At 69.0% G+C, this 22,694-nt stretch carries 18 protein-coding genes; 14 read left to right on the top strand and 4 right to left on the bottom strand.

Features of this window, described 5'->3' with window-relative positions:
• A partial coding sequence (locus tag ZRA01_RS20565; protein WP_371859302.1) for a hypothetical protein occupies positions 1-218 on the bottom strand: 218 nt, incomplete at its 3' end.
• 79 nt (positions 219-297) lie between these two features.
• Here ZRA01_RS20565 and ZRA01_RS14005 point away from each other — a divergent pair.
• From ZRA01_RS14005 to mgtE, 7 genes are all read left to right on the top strand, one after another.
• On the top strand, positions 298-1,296 hold the full coding sequence (locus tag ZRA01_RS14005; protein ID WP_141353252.1) for an aminoglycoside phosphotransferase family protein: 999 nt from the start codon (positions 298-300) through the stop codon (positions 1,294-1,296).
• Positions 1,297-1,309: 13 nt separating this feature from the next.
• Complete coding sequence (gene murU / locus ZRA01_RS14000) at positions 1,310-1,999, top strand: N-acetylmuramate alpha-1-phosphate uridylyltransferase MurU (protein WP_141353258.1); 690 nt, start codon at positions 1,310-1,312, stop codon at positions 1,997-1,999.
• Positions 1,996-2,766 (top strand): carboxypeptidase regulatory-like domain-containing protein, encoded by a 771-nt coding sequence (locus ZRA01_RS13995; RefSeq protein ID WP_141353250.1) that lies wholly within the window; start codon positions 1,996-1,998, stop codon positions 2,764-2,766. The genes murU and ZRA01_RS13995 overlap by 4 nt, the downstream gene beginning before the upstream one ends.
• Positions 2,767-2,871: 105 nt before the next feature.
• Positions 2,872-3,360: a hypothetical protein gene (locus ZRA01_RS13990; protein ID WP_141353248.1), complete on the top strand. Its 489-nt coding sequence runs from the start codon at positions 2,872-2,874 to the stop codon at positions 3,358-3,360.
• Positions 3,361-3,393: 33 nt separating this feature from the next.
• Positions 3,394-4,725 (top strand): aminopeptidase P N-terminal domain-containing protein, encoded by a 1,332-nt coding sequence (locus ZRA01_RS13985; protein ID WP_141353246.1) that lies wholly within the window; start codon positions 3,394-3,396, stop codon positions 4,723-4,725.
• Positions 4,712-5,851, top strand: a complete 1,140-nt coding sequence (locus ZRA01_RS13980) for an FAD-dependent monooxygenase (protein WP_141353244.1) — start codon at positions 4,712-4,714, stop codon at positions 5,849-5,851. The genes ZRA01_RS13985 and ZRA01_RS13980 overlap by 14 nt, the downstream gene beginning before the upstream one ends.
• 447 nt (positions 5,852-6,298) lie before the next feature.
• A complete protein-coding gene (gene mgtE / locus ZRA01_RS13975; protein WP_141353242.1) occupies positions 6,299-7,741 on the top strand; it encodes a magnesium transporter in 1,443 nt (480 codons plus the stop codon).
• 51 nt (positions 7,742-7,792) lie between these two features.
• Here mgtE and hemL read toward each other — a convergent pair whose 3' ends face one another.
• Genes hemL through thiD form a run of 3 tightly spaced genes read right to left on the bottom strand, consistent with a single transcriptional unit; the run spans position 7,793 to position 10,560 of the window.
• Positions 7,793-9,079 carry a glutamate-1-semialdehyde 2,1-aminomutase gene (gene hemL, locus ZRA01_RS13970; RefSeq protein ID WP_141353240.1) on the bottom strand — a complete coding sequence of 429 codons (1,287 nt, stop codon included), beginning with the start codon at positions 9,077-9,079 and terminating at the stop codon, positions 7,793-7,795.
• Positions 9,076-9,714 carry a thiamine phosphate synthase gene (thiE, locus tag ZRA01_RS13965; protein ID WP_141353238.1) on the bottom strand — a complete coding sequence of 213 codons (639 nt, stop codon included), beginning with the start codon at positions 9,712-9,714 and terminating at the stop codon, positions 9,076-9,078. The genes hemL and thiE overlap by 4 nt, the downstream gene beginning before the upstream one ends.
• Before the next feature lie 3 nt (positions 9,715-9,717).
• Positions 9,718-10,560 (bottom strand): bifunctional hydroxymethylpyrimidine kinase/phosphomethylpyrimidine kinase, encoded by an 843-nt coding sequence (gene thiD, locus ZRA01_RS13960; protein ID WP_141353236.1) that lies wholly within the window; start codon positions 10,558-10,560, stop codon positions 9,718-9,720.
• A 93-nt stretch (positions 10,561-10,653) separates the two neighbouring features.
• On the opposite strand from thiD, the gene ZRA01_RS13955 reads away from it, so the two are divergent.
• From ZRA01_RS13955 to ZRA01_RS13925, 7 genes are all read left to right on the top strand, one after another.
• Positions 10,654-10,830: a rubredoxin gene (locus tag ZRA01_RS13955; protein WP_141353234.1), complete on the top strand. Its 177-nt coding sequence runs from the start codon at positions 10,654-10,656 to the stop codon at positions 10,828-10,830.
• 83 nt (positions 10,831-10,913) lie between these two features.
• Complete coding sequence (locus ZRA01_RS13950; RefSeq protein ID WP_141353256.1) at positions 10,914-11,312, top strand: response regulator; 399 nt, start codon at positions 10,914-10,916, stop codon at positions 11,310-11,312.
• A 19-nt stretch (positions 11,313-11,331) separates the two neighbouring features.
• Positions 11,332-11,697 (top strand): response regulator, encoded by a 366-nt coding sequence (locus tag ZRA01_RS13945; RefSeq protein WP_141353232.1) that lies wholly within the window; start codon positions 11,332-11,334, stop codon positions 11,695-11,697.
• 9 nt (positions 11,698-11,706) lie between these two features.
• Positions 11,707-12,222, top strand: a complete 516-nt coding sequence (locus tag ZRA01_RS13940; protein WP_141353230.1) for a chemotaxis protein CheW — start codon at positions 11,707-11,709, stop codon at positions 12,220-12,222.
• Positions 12,223-12,272: 50 nt separating this feature from the next.
• Positions 12,273-14,399, top strand: a complete 2,127-nt coding sequence (locus ZRA01_RS13935; protein WP_141353228.1) for a methyl-accepting chemotaxis protein — start codon at positions 12,273-12,275, stop codon at positions 14,397-14,399.
• Between the two features lie 55 nt (positions 14,400-14,454).
• Entirely contained in the window at positions 14,455-20,622 is a 6,168-nt protein-coding gene (locus tag ZRA01_RS13930) for a FimL-related protein (protein ID WP_141353226.1), read from the top strand.
• A gap of 79 nt (positions 20,623-20,701) precedes the next feature.
• Positions 20,702-22,675, top strand: coding sequence for a ribonuclease catalytic domain-containing protein (locus tag ZRA01_RS13925; RefSeq protein ID WP_141353224.1), 1,974 nt, complete (start codon positions 20,702-20,704; stop codon positions 22,673-22,675).
• Positions 22,676-22,694 lie beyond the last annotated feature (19 nt).

Raw genomic sequence — 22,694 nt, 5'->3', positions numbered from 1 at the left:
GCGGCCGGCCTCGTATCGGGCGTGGCGGGCTTCGCGGCGGCCTGCGGAGCCTGCCGGGCCTGCTTGACTGCCGCGGCGGCGGGCGGGCTGGCCGTGGCGGCCGGGCGGCCGAGCAGGGCCGAAGGCACCACGAAGGGCGGGAGATCCTCGGCACCGGCGCGCCCCCACAGGGCGAACAGGGCGATGGACAGAAAGCTCAACTGCGTACGTGGTTTCATCCGGGATGCGGAACCGGCCGGCGAGCCGACCGTGGTTTGATAAACTGCGCGATTTTACACGAACCCCTCTCCGACTCCCGTGGAACGACGCCAACAACTCCAGTCCTGGCTTGCCGCCGAATTTCCCGGCCGCGCCTTCGAAATCGCCCCCGCCAGCGCCGACGCCAGCTTCCGGCGCTACTTCCGTGTCAGCTTCGCCGACGATCCGACCCCGCTGATCGTGATGGACGCCCCGCCCAGCCACGAGGACTGCCGCCCCTACATCCGGGTGGCCGAGTTGTTCGGCGCGGCCGGTGCCCACGTGCCGCAGGTCATCAAACAGAATCTCGAGCAAGGCTTCCTGCTGCTGTCCGACCTGGGCAGCACCACCTACCTGCAGGCGCTCACCAAGGACAACGCCCACAACCTCTACGCCGACGCCCTCGGCGCGCTGATCTGCATTCAAAAGGCCAGCCGCCCCGACGTGCTGCCCGAATACGACCGGGCGCTGCTGATGCGCGAGATGGAGCTCTTCCCGGTGTGGTACGTGGCCCGCCACAAGGGCGTCACCCTCACCGACAAGCAGACCGCCGACCTCTACGACGTGTTCGACCGCATCGTCGAGGTCAACCTCGCCGAGCCCAAGGTCTTCGTGCACCGCGACTACCACAGCCGCAACCTGATGGTCACCACGCCCAACCCCGGCGTGCTCGACTTCCAGGACGCCGTGTATGGCCCGATGAGCTACGACCTCGCCTCGCTGTTCAAGGATGCCTACATCCACTGGGAAGAAGACTTCGCCCTCGACATGCTGGCCCGCTACTGGGAAACCGCCCGCGCCCTCGGCCTGCCGGTGCGCGCCGACTTCGCCGAGTTCCACCGCGACTACGAATGGATGGGCGTGCAGCGCCACATCAAGGTGCTCGGCATCTTCGCCCGCCTCTACCACCGGGACGGCAAGGACGGCTACCTGAAGGACATGCCGCTGGTGCTGCACTACCTGCGCAAGGCCTGCGAGCGCTATGGCGAACTGCGCCCGCTGCTGCGCCTTCTCGAGCAGCTCGAGCCCACCGTCACCGAAGTCGGCTACTCCTTCTAACGCCATGAAAGCCATGATCCTCGCCGCCGGCCGCGGCGAACGCATGCGCCCGCTCACCGACACCTGCCCCAAGCCGCTCCTCGCGGCCGGGGGCAAGCCGCTGATCGCGTGGCACATCGAACGCCTCGCCGCGGCGGGCATCGTCGAGCTCGTCATCAACCACGCCCACCTCGGGCAGATGATCGAGGAGGCGCTGGGTGACGGCGCGCGCTTTGGCGTAAACATCCGCTACTCCCCCGAAGGCAGCGCCCTCGAAACTGCCGGCGGCATCGCCCGCGCCCTGCCCCTGCTAGGCGACGCGCCCTTCCTGGTGGTGAATGGCGACGTCTTCTGCGACGCCGACTTCGCCGGCCTGCGGCGGGCAGCCGAAGAACTCAACCCGGTGCGCTGCGCCCACCTGCTGCTGGTTGCCAACCCAAGCCATAACCCGGACGGCGACTTCGGCCTCACGCCGGACGGGCTGGTCCGCGAGGGAGAGGGCGAGCGCCTCACCTTCTCCGGCCTGGGCGCCTACCATCCGGCGCTGTTCGCCGGCCTGTCGCCCGACGCCCCGGCCAAGCTCGCGCCCCTGCTGCGGGCGGCCATGGCGCGCAACCGGGTCAGCGGCGCCCGCCTGCTCGGCCGCTGGGTGGACGTGGGCACGCCCGAGCGCCTCGCCTGGATCGACCAGCTCGTTTCCCAGCCCGGGCACAGCGCGCCGTGACCAACCTCGGTGAAGGCGTCGCCATCGGCACCCTGCCCCCCACCAAGTACGCGGAAGAACCCCGCCAGCCCGGCAACCTAGTGCTTACCCTGAAGGAGACCAGCAGCGGTGAAGTCATCAAGGACGTAAAGGTCTCCATTGCCGGGGCGTCCTCCGGGGAGGCCACCACGAACGCCGCCGGCCAGTGCCGCTTCGACGGCATCGCGGCAGGCTTCTACGCCCTGACGCTCACCCAGGACGAATTCGAGATGAGCCCAGACAGGGCACGCTTCGCGATCCATCCCGATCAGACCCTCAAACTGAACATCAAGGTCCGGCGCGTCCTGACCACGGTGGTCATGAAACGCATCCACGTGCGCGGCACCCTCAAAGCCGCAACAGGCGACAAGTCGGAACTGGAGTACGGACACTGGTGGGTCGAGGTGGATGGCAGCCAGAGCTTTGGTTGGTGGCCCGCCAGCGGCGTATCCATCGGTGGAACCTTCAGCGGCGTCCCAGGCGTGCTCAACGAGATGAAAGGAGCGGGCGGTACGGCAACCCGCGACCCTCACCACGGCGATCCGGGTGATGAGGAGTTCTCGCCCTCCGTCCTCAATGGCAAATCCGCGGCCGACATCAAGAAATCCATCGGGGACTTCGCCAGTGGCTTTTCCGGCAAGTACGGCTCCACCTGGCGCTGGCCGGGAAAGTACAACTGTCACAACTTCCAGGAGCAAATGATGAAAGACGTCGGTCTGAGCAAGAGCAACTCGAAGAACCTGAAGTAAACGCCGATGCGCCTGCCGGCCCCTCGCCTTCCCGTCATTTGCGCAACCCTCGCGGCAGCGCTGTGGTGCGTCATTCATCCCAGTTACGCCCACCCGGAGAAACCCATGCCCACCTCCGCAGCAACCACCGGCATTGCCTTCTACGCCAGGGCGAACCTGTACTCACTGCCGATTCGCCCTGAGCTCCCGATCAGCGAGGCCGAGGCCGAGGCCGCCCGCGCCCACTATCGGTTTTTCATGGAAGGCACACGCATTCGATGGGCTGAAAAGTGGCTGACCGAACGCAATCCGGTTTCCGTCGACGCCCAATGGGTGTCAAAGCTGGCACCCGGCGTCCATTATTTCCTTCCTGCCGCAGGCGATCTCCCGCCCCAGGCCCGAAACCTGGTGGGTATCCGCGAGGAGAGGGCTTACTTTCGGGTCGAGGTATTCCCGGACGGGCGCGCGCCAACGGCCGAAAAGGTCACCAGAAACCGGACGTTTCACCACGACTACGAATACTGGAACAATGGCAAGCTCAAGCACTGGCACTTCGAAACCGAAAGCAGCCAGGGCGATGAACACTTCGATCAGACGGGCCAAGCCCTGAAATAACCCCCTCCCTCAACCCGGACACCCTGCCACGCCATGCCCCTCGACATCGCCCCCTTCCAGGCCCGCCGCAGCCGCTTGCTGGCCACCATGCAGGCCGCCGGCGGCGGGGTCGCCATCATCCCCACCGCCCCCGAGCGCGTCCGCAACCGCGACACCCACCACAGCTACCGCTTCGACAGCTACTTCTATTACCTCACCGGCTTCCGTGAGCCCGAGGCGGTGCTGGTGCTGGTGGCCGGCGACGCCCCCAGGAGCCTGCTGTTCTGCCGCAGCAAGGACATCGAGCGCGAGATCTGGGACGGCTACCGCCACGGCCCCGACGCCGCCCGCGAAACCTTCGGCTTCGACGAGGCCCACCCCATCGCCGAACTCGACGCCAAGCTCGCCGAGCTGCTGCTCAACCAGCCCACCATCTTCTACTCGATGGGCTACGAGCCCGACTGGGACCGCCGCCTCACCGACGCCCTCAACCGCGTGCGCGCCCAGGCCCGCAGCGGCCACCAGGCACCAGCCCAGATCCGCGACGTGCGCAGCCTTATCGACGAGATGCGTCTCGTGAAGGACGACAGCGAGATCGCCACCATGCGCCGCGCCGCCGCGATCACCGCCGGCGCCCACCGCCGCGCCATGCTCACCGCCCGCCACGGCGCCTGGGAACATGAACTCGAGGCCGAGCTGCTCCACGAATTCCGCCGCCACGGCAGCCAGTCGCCGGCCTACGGCTCCATCGTCGCCAGCGGCCCCAACGCCTGCGTGCTGCACTACGTCGAGAACGACCGCCAGATGCAGCACGGCGAGCTGATCCTCATCGACGCCGGCTGCGAGCTCGACGGCTACGCCTCCGACATCACCCGCAGCTTCCCGGTGAACGGCCGCTTCAGCGGCCCCCAGAAGGCCGTGTATGAACTCGTCCTCGCCGCCCAGGCCGCCGCCATCGACAAGGTGCGGCCGGGCCTCGACTGGAACGCCGCCCACGACGCCGCCACCCGGGTGCTCGCCCAGGGCTTCCTCGACCTCGGCCTGCTCCAGGGCAGCCTCGACGGCGTGCTCGAAGCCGGCAGCTACCGCCAGTTCTACATGCACCGCACCGGCCACTGGCTGGGCCTCGACGTGCACGACGCCGGCAGCTACCAGACCGGCGGCCAGTGGCGCCTGCTGGCCCCCGGCAACGTGCTCACCGTCGAGCCCGGCGCCTACATACGCCCCGCCGAAGGCGTGCCGGAAGCCTTCTGGAACATCGGCGTGCGGATCGAGGACAACGTGCTGGTCACCCCCGAAGGCAACGACATCATCACCATCGCCACCCCCAAGACCATCGCCGAGATCGAAGCCCTGATGCGTGAGGCCCCCCATGCCAAGGCATGACCTGATCATCGTCGGCGCCGGCCCGGTGGGCATGACCCTGGCGCTGGCGCTCAAGGATTCCGGCCTCGACATCCTGCTGGTGGACGCCCGCGCCCGCGGCGCCGCCCGCCACGACCCCCGGGTGCTGGCCCTCTCCCACGGCAGCCGGCTGACCCTCGAGCGGCTGGGCATCTGGCCGCAGCTGCAGGCCACGCCCATCGAGACCATCCACATCTCCCAGCAGGGCCGCCTCGGCCGCAGCCTGCTGACGGCCGCCGACTACGGCCTGCCCGCGATGGGCTACGTGGTGGCCGCCGGAAACCTCGCCGCGGCGCTCGACGACGCCCTCGCCGCCGCCGGCATCCCGATCCAGGGCGACAGCCCGGTGAGCAGCCTCACCGCCGGCGCCGACAACGTCACCCTCAAGCTCGCCGACGGCACGCTGGAGGCCCGTCTGGTGGCCTGCGCCGAAGGCAGCATCCAGGGCAGCGATGCCCCCGAGCTTGTCGAGCGCGACTACGCCCAGCACGCCGTGATCAGCGTCGCCACCCCCGTCGAAGGCCACGCCCACCGGGCCTGGGAACGCTTCACCCCGCAGGGCCCGCTGGCCGTGCTGCCCTGCGGCAGCGACTGCGCCATCGTGCACACCGCCAGCCCCGCCGAGGCCGACGCCCTGATGGCCGAGGGCGACGACGCCTACCGGGCCCGCCTGCAGGCCCACTTCGGCGAGCGCCTGCACTTTGCCAGCGTCGGCCCGCGGGCCCGCTACCCGCTGCTGCTGCGCTACCGCCCCGACCCCGTCGGCCCGCGTACCGTGTGGCTCGGCAACGCCGCCCAGACCCTGCACCCGGTGGCCGGCCAGGGCTACAACCTGGCCCTGCGCGACGTGTGGGCCCTCGCCCAGGTGCTGCTCAGGGCCGATGGCGACCCCGGCGCCCCCGACACCCTGGCGCGCTACGCCAGCGAGCGGCGCCTCGACCGCCAGGGCACGATCCGCTTCACCGACGGCCTGGTGCGCCTCTTCAGCAACGCCATCACCCCCCTCGCCCACGCCCGCGGCGCCGGCCTGTTCGCCCTCGACCTGCTGCCGCCGGCGCGGCACTTCGTGGCCAAGCGGATGATGTTCGGGGCGCGGGCCTGGCCGTAGGCGGCGGGTCGCCTTGGGTGCCGGCCAGCACGGCACCAAAGGGTCTCGCTGACCCTCGCTTGGGTTGCGCCAGCCCTCCGTTGAGTCTCGCCGACCCTCCGACGCCCCAAAACGGGGCAACAATGCCTCGCGCTGCCCCTCCGCTGGGTATCCAGCGTCCCTCCGATGCCCCAAAACGGGGCAAAAAAGGGGCAACTGAGCCTCGCTTGGGTAGGCTGACACCCTCCGTTGCCTCAAATTGAGGCAACGGAGGGTCAGGCAGCCCCATCGATGGCCCGCCCGGGGCCATCCGAGCCCCACCCTGGGGCATGCGCTCCGCCCACTACCCCGCCGCGGGGCAAAGGCGGGCAGAAAAGCCCCGCCCGCGGGTCGCCGCGGCGCAGCAAAGGCCGTAGAATCCGCAGCCTGCGCGCCGTCCGGCGCGACGCCATCCGCGGGACGCCGACCATGGCCGATAACGACGAACTCCAGCACCACGACGACCTCGACAGCCACGTGCGCGAGGTGCAGCACCTGCTTGCCCGCCACAAGCTGGTGGAGGACCTCGTCCATCGCCAGGAGATGCCCAAGCACGAGCTGGTCGAGAGCCTGGTGCACAAGCAGCACATCCACGAGCTGACCCACAAGCTCGACAGCCTGCACTCCGCCGACGTCGCCCACATCCTCGAGGCATTGCCCGTCGACGAGCGCCTGTTCGTGTGGGACCTGGTGAAGGCCGAGCGGGACGGCGAGATCCTGCTCGAGGTGTCCGACGCGGTGCGGGAATCCCTCATCGAGTCGATGGACCCGGACTCCCTGCGCGCCGCCGCCGAACAACTCGACGCCGACGAGCTGGCCGACCTGGCCCCTGACCTGCCCCAGGCGGTGATGGAGGCGGTCTACCAGGGCCTCGACCAGGAAGAGCGCGAGCAGCTGCGCGCCGCCATGTCCTACCCCGACGACTCGGTGGGCGCGCTGATGGACTTCGAAATGGTCACCGTGCGCGAGGACGTGACCCTGGAGGTGGTGCTGCGCTACCTGCGCCGCTTCGAAGAGCTACCCGACCACACCGACCAGCTCTTCGTGGTCGACCGGGACGAACACCTCCGTGGCGTGCTGCCCCTCGACCGGCTGCTCATCAACGACCCCGAAACCGTGGTCGGCAGCATCATGCTCACCGACACCCTGACGCTGGAGCCCGCCGACGAGGCCGAGACCGCGGCCCAGGCCTTCGAGCGCTACGACCTGGTGTCGGCGCCGGTGGTGGACTACCACCGCAAGCTGGTCGGGCGGGTCACGGTGGCCACGGTGGTGGACTTCATCCGCGAGGAAACCGAGAACGAGCTGCTCAGCCAGGCCGGCCTGAAGGAGGGCGAGGACATCTTCGCCCCGGTGTGGGACTCGGTGAAGAACCGCTGGGCCTGGCTGGCGGTGAACCTCGTCACCGCCTTCTTCGCCAGCCGGGTGATCGGCGCCTTCGAGGGCTCCATCGAGAAGCTGGTGGCGCTGGCCGCGCTGATGCCCATCGTGGCCGGCATCGGCGGCAACTCGGGCAACCAGACCATCACGATGATCGTGCGCGGCATCGCGATGGGCCAGGTGCAGGACGACGCCCTCACCCGCCTCATCAAGAAGGAGATGGGCGTGGCGCTGGTGAATGGAATCGTGTGGGGCGGCCTGCTCGGCGTGCTGTCGTGGGTGCTCTACGGCAGCGGCAAGCTGGGCGCGGTGATGACCGCCGCGATGACCCTCAACCTGCTGCTGGCCGCCCTGGTGGGCGTGCTGGCCCCGATGATCCGCAACCGCCTGGGGCAGGACCCGGCGGTGGGCTCCAGCGTGATCATCACCGCCGTCACCGACTCGGGCGGCTTCTTCATCTTTCTCGGGCTGGCGACGATCTTCCTGATGTAAAACAAAAGGCCCGGCGGAAACCGGGCCTTTTGCTGCCGCAGCGTACTGGCCTCAGCCCGCCTCGGCCGCGAACCAGGCCTCGGCGGCGGCGATGGTGCTGTCGATGTCGGCCTCGGAGTGGGCCGCCGACACGAAGCCGGCCTCGAAGGCCGACGGGGCGAAGTAGTGGCCGGCATCCAGCATGGCGTGGAAGAAGCGGTTGAAGCGCTCCTTGTCACAGGCCATCACCTCGGCGTAGTCGCGGGGCACGGCCTGGGCGAAGTACAGGCCGAACATGCCGCCCACCGAATCGGCGACGAACTGCACGCCATGCCGGGCCGCCGCCGCATTGAGGCCGGCCACCAGGCGCCCGGTGCGGGCGCCGAGGGTGTCGTAGAAGCCGGGCCGGGCGATCTGCTCGAGGCTGGCGAGGCCCGCCGCCACCGCCACCGGGCTGCCCGACAGGGTGCCGGCCTGGTACACGGCGCCCAGCGGGGCGATCTTTTCCATGATGTCACGACGGCCGCCGAAGGCGCCCACCGGCATCCCGCCGCCGATCACCTTGCCCAGCGTGGTGAGATCGGGGGTGATGCCGAACAAGCCCTGCACGCCCCGCGGGCCGACCCGGAAGCCGGTCATCACCTCGTCGAAGATCAGCACCGCGCCGTGCTCGGTGCACAGCCGGCGGAGCAGGTGCATGAACTCGGCCGAGGGCTTGATGAGGTTCATGTTGCCGGCGATCGGCTCGATGATCACGCAGGCGATCTCGCCGCCGCGGGCCTTGAAGGTTTCCTCGAGCTGGGCCGGGTCGTTGTAGTCGAGCACGAGGGTGTGCTTGGCGAAGTCTTCGGGCACGCCGGCCGACGAGGGGTTGCCGAAGGTGAGCAGGCCCGAGCCGGCCTTGACCAGCAGGCTGTCGGCGTGGCCGTGGTAGCAGCCCTCGAACTTGACGATCGCGTCGCGGCCGGTGAAGCCGCGGGCCAGGCGGATGGCGCTCATCGTGGCCTCGGTGCCGCTGGAGACGAGGCGCACCATCTCCATGCTCGGCAGCAGCGCACACAGGCGCTCGGCCATCTCGATCTCGCGCTCGGTGGGCGCGCCGAAGGACAGGCCGTCGAGGGCCGCGCTGCGCACCGCCTCGACCACCACCGGGTCGGCGTGGCCGAGGATCGCCGGGCCCCAGGAGCCCACGTAGTCGAGGTATTCCTTGCCGTCGGCGTCCCACACCCGGGCGCCCAGCGCCTTCTTGAGGAAGCGCGGCGTGCCGCCCACCGAACGGAAGGCCCGGACCGGCGAGTTGACGCCGCCGGGGATGGTGCGCTGGGCGCGGGCAAAGAGTTCTTCGTTGCGACTGGTCATGCGGTGGTTTCCTGTGAGGGGCCTGGGAAGAGCCCGGCGTAGGCGGCCGCGCGGGCCGCCGGGCCAGGGGCGGAGAAGACGTCGCTGATCACCGCCAGCAGGCTGGCGCCGGCGGCAATCAGCGGAGGCGCGTTGTCGAGGGTGATGCCGCCGATGGCCGCCACCGGCAGGCCGAGATCACGCTTCGCACGGGCGAGCAGCTCGAAGCTGGCGCGGGGTGCGTGGGGCTTGGTGGGCGACGGGTAAACGGCGCCGAAGGCCAGGTAATCGACGCCCGCCGCCGCGCCGGCTTCAGCCCGCGGCCATTCGTCGTAGCAGCTGACGCCGAGGATGGGGCCGGGCCCGAGGGCACGCCGGGCCTCCGCCGGGTCACCGTCGTCGCGGCCCAGGTGGACGCCGTCGGCGCCGATCGCCAGGGTCAGCGCCAGATCGTCGTTGATGACGAGCGGCACCCCGGCGGCGCGGCACAGGGCCAGCAGGCGCCCGGCCTGCTCGCGGCGCTGGCTGGCGTCGGCAAGCTTGTTGCGGTACTGGACGAGGGCCGGGCGGGCGGGCAGCAGGGCCGCCACGGCGGCGACAAGGGCGTCGCCGTCGGCCTGGTCGGGCGTGACGAGGTAGAGGCCGGGCAAAAACATCGATCAGGTTTCGGAGTCGTCGTCGGAGGGCCGGACCCAGAAGAAGCGGTCCGGGATGTACTGGCCCATGCCGGGGCGGAAGGCGGCCACCAGGCTCTGCCAGGTGAAGCCCTCGGCCTCGAAGACCGCCTGGGACACATCGAGGCCATGGGCCAGCGCTCCGGCAAGCGCCGAGGCCAGCGTGCACCCCGAGCCGTGGTAGCTGCCCTGCAGGCGCTCCCAGGCGTCGGCGCGCAGCACGCCGCGGATGCCGTAGAGGGTGTTCACCACCTGGGGCGTGTTGGCATGGGAGCCGGTGATCAGCACGTACTTGCAGCCGGTGGCCAGGATGCGCCGGGCGCAGGCCGACATGTCGAGCTCGTCATGGTCGTCATGGCCGCGGGCCGCCAGGCGGCGGGCCTCCATGGTGTTGGGGGTGATCACGGTGGTCTGGGGCAGGATCAGCTCGCGCAGGCGCTCGAGCATCGCCTCGGAGGCGAGCTCGTCCCCGCGCCCGGAGGCCACCACCGGGTCGACCACCACCGGGATGTGGGGGTAGTCGGAGATGATCTCGGCGATCACCTCGATGTTCTCGACGCTGCCGAGCACGCCCAGCTTGAAGGCCTGCACCGGCATGTCCTCGAGCACCGCCCTGGCCTGTTCGGATACGAAGTCGGCATCCACCGCCAGGACGTCCTCGACACCCGCGGTGTCCTGGACGGTGAGGGCGGTGATGACGGTGAGCGCGTGGCAGCCCATGCCGGCGAGCGTCAGCATGTCGGCCTGGATGCCGGCGCCGCCGGTGGGGTCGGCGGCGGCAAAAACCAGAACCAGAGGAGGAGTGAGATCGTTGCGCTGGATGGTCATTCGGGGATACGAGGACGCACAATTTTAACTTCGACTGCGCTACCATTCACGATCAGAGCGATTCTAGCCGAAATCACAGCGAGTCTCACCCACATGCATTCCCCATACAAGTCGTGGAAGTGCCTGATCTGCGGTTTCACCTACTCGGAAGCCGACGGACTGCCCAAAGAGGGTATTGCGCCCGGCACCCGCTGGGACGACCTTCCGGCCAGCTGGACCTGCCCAGATTGTGGCGCCCGCAAAGAAGATTTCGAAATGATCGCGATGTGAGGCTTATTCCTCAGCTGGCATTATTCGCCTCGCGTTAAAATCCTCGCCGGTTAAGACATCGGCAAAACCCCCGGAGACTGATGGTGAATTTAAGCGGCATCAAGGTCATGGTCATCGACGACAGCAACACCATCCGCCGCAGCGCAGAAATCTTTCTGGCGCAGGCCGGCTGCCAGGTGGTGCTGGCCGAGGACGGCTTCGACGCCCTCGCCAAGATCGCGGACCACGCGCCCGACCTGATCTTCGTGGACATCATGATGCCCCGCCTGGATGGTTACCAGACCTGTGCGCTCATCAAGAAGAACCCACGCCTCAAGGCCACGCCGGTGATCATGCTATCGTCCAAGGACGGCCTCTTCGACCGCGCCCGCGGGCGCCTCGCCGGATCGGACGAATACCTCACGAAACCTTTCACGAAGGAAAGCCTGCTCCGCTCGGTGGCCAATTACACCAACGGACGCCCGGCCTCCACGAACGATTGACAGTCAGAAACCCGCCCCCATGCCGATCAAGAAAATCCTCGTCGTAGACGACTCCCCCACCGAGCGTCTCGCCCTGTCGGAAGTGCTCGTCAAGAACGGGTACCAGGTCGTCACCGCCGAAAGCGGGGACGAGGCCGTCGTCAAGAGCAAGAGCGAGCACCCCGACCTGATCCTGATGGACGTGGTCATGCCCGGCACCAACGGTTACCAGGCCACCCGTACCATCGTGCGCGACGACGCAACCCGCGACATCCCGGTCATCATGTGCACCAGCAAGGGCCTCGAGACCGACAAGATCTGGGGCATGCGCCAGGGCGCCTTCGATTACATGGTCAAGCCCATCGACCACAAGACGCTGCTCGACAAGATCCGGGCCCTCGGCTGAGAGCACCCCATGGCGAAGCGGATCAGCCTCCACGAATTCCAGGCCGGGCTCGCCCGGCGCCTTGCCGACGCGCGCGACACCCGCGCCTCGGCGCTGCTCGCCGTGCAGGTCGGCCAGCGCAACTGGCTCATCGACCTCACCGAAGCCGGTGAGATCCTGGCCGTCCCGCCCCTCGCGACGGTCCCCCTCGCCGAGCCGTGGTTCCGCGGCCTGGCCAGCGTGCGCGGCAACCTGTTCGGAGTGGTGGACTTCGCATCCTTCCACGGCGACGCCCCGATCCCCCCGGTGGGGCACGCCCGCCTCCTGCTGATCGGCGTCCGCCATGGGCTCAACTGCGCCATCCTGGTGAGCCGCGCGCTGGGCCTGCGCTCCATCGACGATTTCGAAGTCGCCTCCAGTGCCACCGACCCCGAACGACCCTGGGTAGGCGACGTATTGCACGACTCCCTCGGCACACCCTGGACCCGCCTCAAGGTCGCCGAGTTGCTGAACCACCCGCGTTTTCTGGACGCCGCTCAATCATGAACAAACATTCTGGAGGAGCAGCGGGCTCCGCTCGCTGAAGAAAGACAAAAATGGCATTCAAGCTACCAGGACTGTCGCTGGGCAGCAGCAAGGCTGCGCCCCCCCTTTCGATCATGGGCGTCGTCAACGAATCGGGCACGACCCAGGATCCGTCTGCGCGGCCGCAACTGCGCGGCAAGAGCGCTGCAGAGCAGCTGCGGATGCTGCGCGTCCCCTTCCTGATCTTTGCTGCCCTGACCACCGCGCTGGTGCTCTACCAGATCCGCGTCAGCAGCTTCGGCACCGCTTACGTCGACGGTGCCGGCCAGATGCGCACCCTCTCCCAGCAGATCGCCAAGGCCAGCCAGCTCGCCCTGCAAGGCGACCCCAACGCCTTCGGTGAGCTCGAGCAGAGCCGCGCCAGGTTCAACCAGCTCCTTGACGCGGTCACCAACGGTGGCGACGTCAACGGCACCGGCGTACCGGGCGGCAGCAGCGCCGTCGAGGCCGAGCTCGCCGCAGTGACCGAACTCTGGAAGAAGACCGACGCCAACGCCGAGAAGGTGCTCAAGGAAAAGAAAAACCTCACCGCCCTCGGCGCCTCGGTCGCCAACATCAACGCCAAGAACCCTCACCTGCTCGAACTCTCCGAGCAGATCGCCGCGCTCAAGCTGCAGGGCGGCGCCTCGGCCCGCGAGATCGCCACCGCCAGCCAGGTCGTGATGCTCACCCAGCGGATCGCCAAGAACGCCAACGCGCTGCAGGTGGCCAACGCCATCGACCCCGACGTCACCTTCCTGCTCGGCAAGGACACCAACACCTTCCGCGAACAGCTTGAACAGCTCCAGAAGATGACCTCCGAAGGCAGCGACGCCAAGGCCAAGCTCAACGAACTCGAAGCCGTCGCCAAGGACAACCTCGCCGCGGTCAGCGCCATCCTCGGCAGCATCCAGCTGCTCGTCCAGGCCAAGCAGGCCGGCAGCCAGATCTTCCAGGATTCCACCGCCCTCCTCGAGAAGACCACCGCCCTGACCGAAGGCTACAACGGCGCCTACACCGGCTTCTTCACCTGGGTCTCCCTGGCGATCATCGTCTGCGCGCTGCTCGCCCTGGCCTGCCTGGCCCTGATGGCCAAGACCTACAACGACGACATCGCCCGCCGCCACAAGGCCGCCGAACAGCTCCGCGACGCCGCCGAAACCGAACGTAACGGCACCCAGCAGGCCATCCTGCGCCTCATGAACGAGATGGGCGACCTCGCCGACGGCGACCTCACCGTGCGCGCCACCGTCACCGAAGACATCACCGGCGCCATCGCCGACTCGGTTAACTACACCATTGAAGAACTCTCCGTGCTGGTGCGCCGCATCAACGACGCCTCCATCCGTGTGACCACCGCCACCGAATCCGCCCAGCGCACCTCCGACGAGCTGCTCTCCGCCACCGAGCGCCAGGCCCAGGAGCTCCGCCTCGCCGGCGAGACCGCCCAGAGCATGGCCAGTTCCATGAGCGCCGCCTCCGAAGACGCGCTGCAGTCCGCCCAGGTGGCCCGCCGCTCCCTGGAGGCCGCCCAGAAGGGTGCCGCCGCCGTGGAAGACACCATCAAGGGCATGAACGACATCCGCGAGAAGATCCAGGAAACCTCCAAGCGCATCAAGCGCCTGGGCGAATCGTCCCAGGAGATCGGCGAGATCGTCGAGCTCATCTCCGACATTACCGAACAAACCAACGTGCTGGCCCTCAACGCCGCCATCCAGGCCGCGTCGGCGGGCGAAGCCGGCCGCGGCTTCTCGGTGGTTGCCGAAGAAGTGCAGCGCCTGGCCGAACGCTCCGCCGAAGCCACCAAGCAGATCGGCGCGATCGTGAAGACCATTCAGACCGACACCGGCGACGCCGTGGCGGCCATGGAAAACGCTACCCGCGACGTGGTCGACGGCGCCCGCCTGTCCGAAACTGCCGGCCAGGAGCTCGCCGAGATCGAGCGCGTTTCCGCCGAAACCGCCACCCTGATCGAACGCATCTCGAGCAGCACCGAAGTGCAGGCCAAGGCCGCCACCCAGGTGGCCGAAAAGATGAAGAACATTCTCGCCATCACCGACCGCACCACCACCGGCACCCAGCAGACCGCCGTCTCCATCGGCGAACTGGCCGACCTCGCGATCGAACTGAAGGGCTCGGTCTCCGGCTTCAAGGTCTGACCCTGCAGACACGACAGCCCCCCGACCTGGAACGGATTCCGACCGAAAAGCATCGATGAGCCCAGCACACGAACTCGACCTCGGTCCACTGACCTGGGTCAAAGGCGAAATCGACCTGGCCCTCGACCGAGCGATGACCGCGCTCGCCGAGGCCGGGTCCGTCCCGGACAGCGCCGGCAAGATCAAGTTTGCCCAGACCCATCTTCACCAGGCCCACGGCGCCCTCTCCATCGTTGGCCTCGACGGCCTGACCCAGTTCTCCGAGCAGCTCGACCGCCTGCTCGGCGAGATGGCGAGCGAACAGATCGCCGCAACGCCCGAAGTGCGTCGCCTGGCCAGCCGCTGCATCGCGGCCATCGGCAACTACCTGGACGAGCTCACCCGCGGCCAGCCCGACCAGGCCCTGCGCCTGCTCTCCCTTTACGGCGAACTCGCCGCGGCACGGGGCCTCGAGGCCCCCACCGCGGGCGAACTGTTCTTCCCCGACCTCTCCCGCCGGCCGGCGTTTCCCCAGATCGCCGACACCCACGACGACCCGAAGCGGCTGCGCGCGCTCCGCGGGCGCTTTGAGCGGGGCCTCCTCAAGTGGTTCCGCAACGGCGACGACCCCAGCGGCCCGCAGGAGATGCGTGAAGCCGTGGCCGGCATCGAAGGCATGCAGGGCAACCCCGCCTCGCGGGCCTTCTGGTTTGCCGCCACCGCCTTCTTCGACGCCCTCGGCCAGCAGGCCATCCCCAGCGACGCCGGCGCCAAACGCCTGTGCGGCCGCATCGATGGCCAGATGCGCCGCTTCATGGAAGGCTCGAACATCGTCGCCGAGCGGCTCATGCGCGACGTGCTCTACCACGTCGCAATCGCCGCCGCCGACTCCCCGGCCATCGGCGCTGTGCGTAGCGCCTACGAGCTCAGCGACCTGATCCCCAGCGGCAAGCGCGGCATCAGCGACATGCCGCTGGCCCCGGTGCTGCGCAAGCTGCGCGACGAACTCTCCGCCGCCCGCGAAGCCTGGGACCAGTTCTCCAAGGGTGGTGCCGTCGGCCTGCCGCGCTTCCAGGACGCCATCGCCCCGGTCATCGACCAGGCCCGCGCCCTCGAGCAGCCGGAAGTCGCCGAGATCGCCGCCGCCCTTGGCGACATGGCCCGCTGGCTGCGCCAGGACCCGCTCCGCCTCACCGACGCCCTGTCGATGGACGTGGCCACCACGATGCTGGTGCTCGACACCCGCCTCGACGCCCACGCCCGCCCCGACCTCGCCGAAGACGTCCAGATCGGCAGCCTCCTCGACCGGCTCAAGGCCCACCAGCGAGGCGAACGCCTCAGCCCCCTGGCCATCGTCGAGTCCGACGCCCAGAGCCGTGAAGTCAATCGTCAGCTGATCCACGAGATCCAGACCAGCCTGGCCGAAGTCGAGCAAAGCCTCGACAGCTTCTTCCGCGCCCCCGGCCAGGCCGACATCCTGGCCGCCGTGCGTGCGCCCCTCAAGCAGGTCGAAGGCGCCCTGTCGGTGATGAACGAAGACGCCGCGATGCGCCTCGTCCAGGACGCCGCCACCCGCATCGCCGCCCTCTCCGCCCCGGATGCCGACACCGGCACCGAAGCCTTCGAAGAAATCGCCCATCGCCTGTCGGCCCTCGGGGTGTACATCGAAGCCCTGCAGCACGGCCCCGCCGACCTCGAGCGCATCCTGCATCCGGACGCCGGCAAGGCGCCGGCCGCCGACAGCATCGAGACCGAACTCGCCCACCAGAAGCGCGAAACCGCCGCCCTCGCCGCCGCCCTCAAGGACAACCCCGAAGACGTCGGCCTGCGCACCGAGCTCCAGCTCAACCTCGAAAGCCTGCGCCAGGACGCCTCGCTCACCGCCGACCTCGAGCTCGAGAAGCAGGCCCGCCAGGCCCTCACGCTCCTCGACGCTGGCGAACTCTTCACCGAAGCCACCCAGCTGCCCCAGGCCCCCGCCGCCCCGGCCCTCTCCGCCGAAGCCACGCGCCTCCTCGAGGCCAGCGAAGAAGAACTCGACGCCGAACTGCTGGCGATCTTCCTCGAAGAAGCCGAGGACGTCCGCGACACCATCGCCAAGCGCCTCGCCGAGCTGGTCCGGAACCCCCACGACGTCGAGGTGCTCACCACCATCCGGCGCAGCTTCCACACCCTCAAGGGCAGCGGCCGCATGGTCGGCCTGCGCGACTTCGGCGAAGCCGCGTGGGGCATGGAACAAACCCTCAACCACTGGCTGCGCCTCGAAATCCCCGTCTCCGACGAGTTGCTGCAGCTAATCGGCGAGGCCCACGCCAGCTTCTCGGCGTGGATCGACCAGATCAAGGCCGGTGCCGGCATCCACAAGGATGTCACCCCCCTGCTCGCCACCGCCGAGCGTCTGCGCAGCGGCAGCGAAGCGCCCCCGGTCAGCCCGCTCCCGCCGCCCGTCGTGGCCAAGCCCGCGCCGATCAAAGCCGCCGCCCCGGACATGGCCGCCACCCAGGTCATGTCGGACTTCAATTTCGGCGCCCTGGAAGACGACGCCGCCCTCGAAGCCCTGGAGGCCCTCGAAAACGAAGCCCTCGCGCAGGAAGCCTTCGAACCCGTGGGCTTCGAGCCCCAGCCCCTCGAGCCCGACCTGTCGGATCTCCCCATCCTCGGCTTCGACGAGCCCGCAGCTCCCGAGGCGAGCCCCCAGGCTGCCGAAACGCCGCCCAGCGCCCCCGTCAGCGCCGAGCCCGTCCGCATCGAGCCCACCCATCTCGAGCCCGACGCAGTCTTCGATCTGGACTTCGAGCTCCCCGGCACCACCCCCGAACCGTCCGAGGCCGCCCTCGATTTCGACCTCACCGGCGGCGAAGGCCACGCCACCGCCGCGGAGGAGCCGTCCCCCACCGAAACCGCCCTCGACTTCGACTTCGAGCGCAGCAGCTACGCCGGCCCCTACAGCCGGGTGCCGGCCGACGTCGTACCGCCGGTTGAAGCACCCGCGGCCCTGCCGGCCGCAGACGAAACCTGCCTCGACTTCGACTTCGATCACGACGACTACAGCCCCTCCGCCACCGCGGAGGCCATCACCGTAGAAGAACTCCCGGCAGACGAGGCCCTGCCCGTCGAAGCCCCTCGCATCGAAAACCCCGTCGATCTCGACTTCACCCTCGACGACAGCGCAGCCCAGCCCCTCGAAGAAGAAGCCTCCCCCCCGGAAATCATCGAGGCCATCACCCTGCCCGAGCTGTCTGAGCTGCCGGAAGAGATCCTCACCGTCGACGAAGCCCTGGAAGCCCTCGAGCCCGAAGAGCCCCAGGAGATCGCCGAGCCCAGCGCCGAAACCACGGCACTCGAACCCGAAGCCTTCGAGCCCACAAGCACCGAAATCAGCGAACCGGCCAGCGTTGCCGACGCACCGGTGGGCCTCGACGCGCTCGAAGCCGAAGCCCCGATCGACGACGACGACACGCTCGAAGCCGAAGCCCTCGAGCCCGCCGAGCCCCCGGAGAGCGCCGAACTCAGCCCGGACGAAGTGCGCCTCGGCAACGTCACCCTGTCGCGGCCCCTGTTCGACCTCTATCTGGTGGAAGCCCGCCAGCACGTAGCCACCCTGCGCCACGAACTGGCCCGCCTGTCGGTCAATGCCAGCCTGGTGCCCGTCGCCGCCGCAGTCCGCGCCGCCCACACCCTGGCGGGCATCTCCGGCACCGCCCGCTTCGAAGCCCCGCAGCAGCTCGCCAAGGCCCTCGAGCTCGCCCAGCAGCGTCTGGTCGACCACGACAGTGCCCCGAGCGCCGGCGAAACCGCCCAGCTCAACGCCGCCGCCACCGCGCTCGAAAGCATGCTGATCGAGCTCGGCGCCCGCCAGCTGCCAGCCCCGACACCCGAACTCGTCGCCAGCCTGAACGACATCCAGGCCACGCACCTGGCGGAAGTCATCAGCCCGCAGAGCGAAACCCCCGCCCCGGCCACTATCGCCACAGCCCGCAGCGCCGAGCCCGCCACGGCCCCCGCCGTGCCCCAGCTGCGCGACGAGCTCGACACCGACCTGCTGCCGATCTTCCTCGACGAAGGCAGCGAGCTCCTCGACCAGCTCGGCACCGCACTGCACAACTGGCGCTCCGCCCCCGACGAAGCGGCCCCCCCAGCCAGCATCGCCCGCCTGCTGCACACCCTCAAGGGCAGCGCCCGGATGGTCGGCGCAATGACCCTCGGTCAGAGCATCCACGACCTCGAAACCCGCCTCGAACGGGCCCGCCACCAGCCCGACTCCGGCCTCGAGATCGTCGACGAGCTCGAAACCGCCCTCGACCAGACCCGCCAGACCCTCGACAACCTCGGCATGCCCGAGGTGGCGCAAGCCGTCGCGGCCCCCGCCGGCATCGACACCTCGATTGCCATCGAAGAAGCCGCCCCGGCCCAGCCCGGCGACATCGCCGCCCAGGCCGCCCGCACCCAGCTGCGGGTCGAATCCGGCCGCATCGACCAGTTCGTCAACGAAGCCGGCGAGATCAGCATCGCCCGCACCCGCATCGAGGGCGAGCTGCGTACCCTGCGCCGCTCCCTGCTCGACCTCACCGAAAACGTCATCCGCCTGCGCAACCAGCTGCGCGAAGTCGAGATCCAGGCCGACACCCAGATGCAGTCGCGCCTCTCGCAGGTCGAGACCCATCACACCGAGTTCGACCCCCTGGAAATGGACCGCTACACGCGCCTCCAGGAGCTCACCCGGATGATGGCCGAGAGCGTCGGCGACGTCACCACGGTGCAGCAGAACCTGCTCAAGAACCTCGACGGCGCCGAAGTGGCCCTCCACGCCCAGTCGCGCATGACCCGCGAGCTCCAGCAATCGCTGATGCACGTGCGCATGGTGCCCTTCGACAGCCTCGCCGAGCGCCTCTACCGCCTGGTCCGCCAGACCGCCAAGGAGCTCGGCCGGCGCGCCAACCTCGACATCATCGGCGGCCAGATCGAAATCGACCGCAGCGTGCTCGAGGCGATGACCGCGCCCCTCGGCCACCTGGTGCGCAACGCCGTCGCCCACGGCATCGAGCCGCCCGAAGTCCGCCGCGCCGCCGGCAAGCCCGAGATCGGCCAGATCACCCTCAAGGTCACCCACGAGGGCAGCGACGTCGTCATCGAGTTCCGCGACGACGGTGCCGGCCTCGACTTCGCCCGCATCCGCGCCCAGGCCATCACCAACGGCCTTCTCGGCGCCGACGAGGACGCCGACAGCAAGCGCCTCACCAACCTCATCTTCGTGCCCGGCTTCAGCACCGCCAGCCTCTCCAGCCTGGCCGGTCGCGGCGTCGGCATGGACGTGGTGAAGAGCGAGACCGCCGCCGTCGGCGGCCGCATCGGCGTCGCCACCGAACCCGGCCAGGGCACCACCTTCCGCATCAACCTGCCACTCACGCTGGCGGTCGCCCAGGCCCTGCTGGTGCGCGCGGGCAGCCGCACCTTCGCGATCCCCTCGTCGATGGTGGCCCAGGTGCTCGAACTCAAGGCCTCGGCCCTCGACGACATCCGCAACGCCAAGGGCACCGAGTGGATGGGCGAGCACTTCAGCTATCGCTACCTGCCGCGCCTGCTGGGCGATTTCGAATCCCAGCCCCAGGCCGACCGCTTCAACTGGGTGCTGCTGCTGCGCGCCGGCAGCGAAACCCTGGCCCTGCACGTCGACAGCCTGCGCGGCAACCAGGAAATCGTCGTCAAGAACGCCGGCCCCCAGTACGCCCGGATGGTCGGCTACTCCGGCGCCACGGTGCTCGGCGACGGCGAGATCGTGCTGATCCTCAACCCGGTCGCCCTGGCCGGCCGCACGCCCGCCGCCGACGACGACGGCCCGGTGGCGCCGATGGCGGCCCTAGCTCCGAGTCAGCCCACCGTGATGGTCGTCGACGACTCCCTCACCGTGCGCAAGATCACCGGCCGCCTCCTCGAGCGCGAAGGCTACCGCGTGGTGACCGCCAAGGACGGCGTCGACGCCCTCGAGCAGCTCCTCACCCTGCGGCCCGACGTGATCATCGCCGACATCGAGATGCCGCGCATGGATGGCTTCGACCTGACGCGCAACATCCGCGCCGACCTGCGCCTGAAGGCAGTGCCGATCATCATGATCACCTCCCGCACGGCCGAAAAACACAAGCGCTATGCCGAAGAGATCGGAGTCAATCACTACCTGGGCAAGCCCTACGACGAAGACGTCCTGCTCGAGCTGATCCGCGGTTTCGTCGAGCACGGGCCGGCCTGACACCGGCGCGCGGCGTCGCTTTCCTGCGGGTGGGCCGCCGGCTTGGCTATAATTAAATGTTTTCCAGCCTGGCCACCCCATGAATCTGCTCTTCGAAGAGGATGGTGCCTTCAAGACCGGCACCATCCTGACTGACAACGACGCCTCCCTGCAGGTGGAAACGCCCCACGGCAAGCGCCTCAAACTGAAGAGCAACCACGTTCTGATGCGCTTCGCCCAGCCCTCGGCGGGCGAGCTGCTGCAGCGTGCCGAAGCCGAGGCCGAAGGCCTCGACACCGAGTTCCTGTGGGAAGTCTGCGGCGACGACGAATTCGCCTTCATCGATTTCGCCCGCGAATACTTCGGCCACGAACCCAGCCCGATCGAATCCGCCACCGTGCTGCTGCGCCTCCATGCCGCGCCGATCTACTTCCACCGCAAGGGCCGCGGCCGCTTCCGCAAGGCCCCCGCCGAAATCCTCCAGGCCGCCCTCGCCGGGCTCGAGAAAAAGAAGCAGCAGGCCGCCGCCATCGAGCGCATGCGCGACGAGCTCCTCGTCGGCACGCTGCCCGAAGAGCTCCGCCCGCTTGTGCGCCAGCTGCTCTACAAGCCCGACCGCAACCGCCTCGAAACCAAGGCCCTCGAAGCCGCCAGCGCCGAAACCGGCAAGTCCGCCGCGCGCCTGTTTCTCGACTGCGGCGCGCTGGCGTCCACCCACGAGCTGCACTTCGACCGCTTCCTGTTCGAATACTTCCCGGCCGGCACCGGCTTCCCGCCGGTCGAGGCACCCGCCGAGCCCACCGATCTGCCGCTGGCGGCGGTGCGCGCCTTCTCCATCGACGACGCCGCCACCACCGAGATCGACGACGCCTTCTCGATCACCCCCACCGACGCCGGCTGGCGCGTCGGCATCCACATCGCCGCGCCGGGCATCGGCTTTGGCCGCGAATCCGCCCTCGACACCATCGCCCGCGAGCGGCTGTCCACGGTGTACATGCCGGGCAACAAGATCACGATGCTCCCCGAGGACATCGTCAGCCGCTTCACCCTCGGCGAAGGCCGCGACTGCCCGGCCCTGTCGCTCTACCTCGAGGTCAGCCGCGACCTCATCGTCACCGGCCACAGCTCGCGCATCGAGCGGGTGCCGGTGGTCGCCAACCTGCGCCACCACGACATCGAGCCAGTCTTCAACGAGACCACCCTCACCGAAGGCGGCCCCGACTTCCCCTGGAAGGCCGAGCTCACGCTGCTGTGGGAGCTCGCCACCGTGCTCGAAGCCGGCCGTGGCAAGCCCTCCGCCAACCAGAACCAGGTCGACTTCAACTTCAGCGTCGACTGGAGCCAGACCACCGCCGACGGCCCCGGCCGCATCGAGATCGGCCGGCGCTCCCGCGGCTCGCCCCTCGACAAGCTGGTGGCCGAGCTGATGATCGCCGCCAACAGCACCTGGGGCAAAGCCCTCGCCGAGGCCGGCATCCCGGCCCTGTACCGGGCCCAGACCGGCGGCAAGGTGCGCATGACCACCGCCGCGGCGCCCCACGAAGGCCTCGGCGTCGACTGCTACGCCTGGTCGAGCTCGCCGCTGCGCCGCTACGTCGACCTCGTCAACCAGTGGCAGCTGATCGCCTGGGTGAAGGGCGAGGCCCCCGCCTTCCCGCCCAAGTCGCCCGACCTGCTCGCCGCGATGCGCGACTTCGAGCTCACCTACGCCGCCTACGCCGAATTCCAGCGCGGCATGGAGCGCTACTGGTGCCTGCGCTGGCTGCGCCAGGCCGGCCATCCGGCCATGAGCGCCCGCGTGCTGCGCGAAAGCCTGGTGCGCCTCGAGGCCATCCCGCTGATCTTCAAGGTGCCCTCGATGCCCACCCTGCCGCCGGGCACCCGCGTGCAGCTGGCCATCGACAGCACCGACCTGGTGGACGTCGAGGTCCGCGCCACCTACCTCGAGACCCTGGCCGAGGCCAGCGGCGAGGCCACCGAGGAGCTCGACGAAGCCGAGCTCCTCCCTGAGGCCCTCGACGCCGCGAGCCCGCCGGACGTCACCACCGACACCGCCCCGCCGGCGGCGGCCTGACGGCCCAGCGACGCACCCC

Origin of the sequence: Zoogloea ramigera, assembly GCF_006539865.1 — a bacterium.
GTDB classification, from domain to species: Bacteria; Pseudomonadota; Gammaproteobacteria; order Burkholderiales; family Rhodocyclaceae; genus Zoogloea; species Zoogloea ramigera.
Note: the sequence above shows the minus strand (reverse complement) of the source record. Positions and strands in the feature narration are given on the sequence as shown.

Bases quoted from the DNA above. Each gene is read 5' to 3' on its own strand.
- murU (WP_141353258.1), top strand. From the start codon at position 1,310: ATGATCCTCGCCGCCGGCCGCGGCGAACGCATGCGCCCGCTCACCGAC.
- ZRA01_RS13990 (WP_141353248.1), top strand. From the start codon at position 2,872: ATGCCCACCTCCGCAGCAACCACCGGCATTGCCTTCTACGCCAGGGCG.
- ZRA01_RS13985 (WP_141353246.1), top strand. From the start codon at position 3,394: ATGCCCCTCGACATCGCCCCCTTCCAGGCCCGCCGCAGCCGCTTGCTG.
- ZRA01_RS13980 (WP_141353244.1), top strand. From the start codon at position 4,712: ATGCCAAGGCATGACCTGATCATCGTCGGCGCCGGCCCGGTGGGCATG.
- mgtE (WP_141353242.1), top strand. From the start codon at position 6,299: ATGGCCGATAACGACGAACTCCAGCACCACGACGACCTCGACAGCCAC.
- hemL (WP_141353240.1), bottom strand. From the start codon at position 9,079: ATGACCAGTCGCAACGAAGAACTCTTTGCCCGCGCCCAGCGCACCATC.
- thiE (WP_141353238.1), bottom strand. From the start codon at position 9,714: ATGTTTTTGCCCGGCCTCTACCTCGTCACGCCCGACCAGGCCGACGGC.
- thiD (WP_141353236.1), bottom strand. From the start codon at position 10,560: ATGACCATCCAGCGCAACGATCTCACTCCTCCTCTGGTTCTGGTTTTT.
- ZRA01_RS13955 (WP_141353234.1), top strand. From the start codon at position 10,654: ATGCATTCCCCATACAAGTCGTGGAAGTGCCTGATCTGCGGTTTCACC.
- ZRA01_RS13945 (WP_141353232.1), top strand. From the start codon at position 11,332: ATGCCGATCAAGAAAATCCTCGTCGTAGACGACTCCCCCACCGAGCGT.
- ZRA01_RS13940 (WP_141353230.1), top strand. From the start codon at position 11,707: ATGGCGAAGCGGATCAGCCTCCACGAATTCCAGGCCGGGCTCGCCCGG.
- ZRA01_RS13935 (WP_141353228.1), top strand. From the start codon at position 12,273: ATGGCATTCAAGCTACCAGGACTGTCGCTGGGCAGCAGCAAGGCTGCG.
- ZRA01_RS13930 (WP_141353226.1), top strand. From the start codon at position 14,455: ATGAGCCCAGCACACGAACTCGACCTCGGTCCACTGACCTGGGTCAAA.
- ZRA01_RS13925 (WP_141353224.1), top strand. From the start codon at position 20,702: ATGAATCTGCTCTTCGAAGAGGATGGTGCCTTCAAGACCGGCACCATC.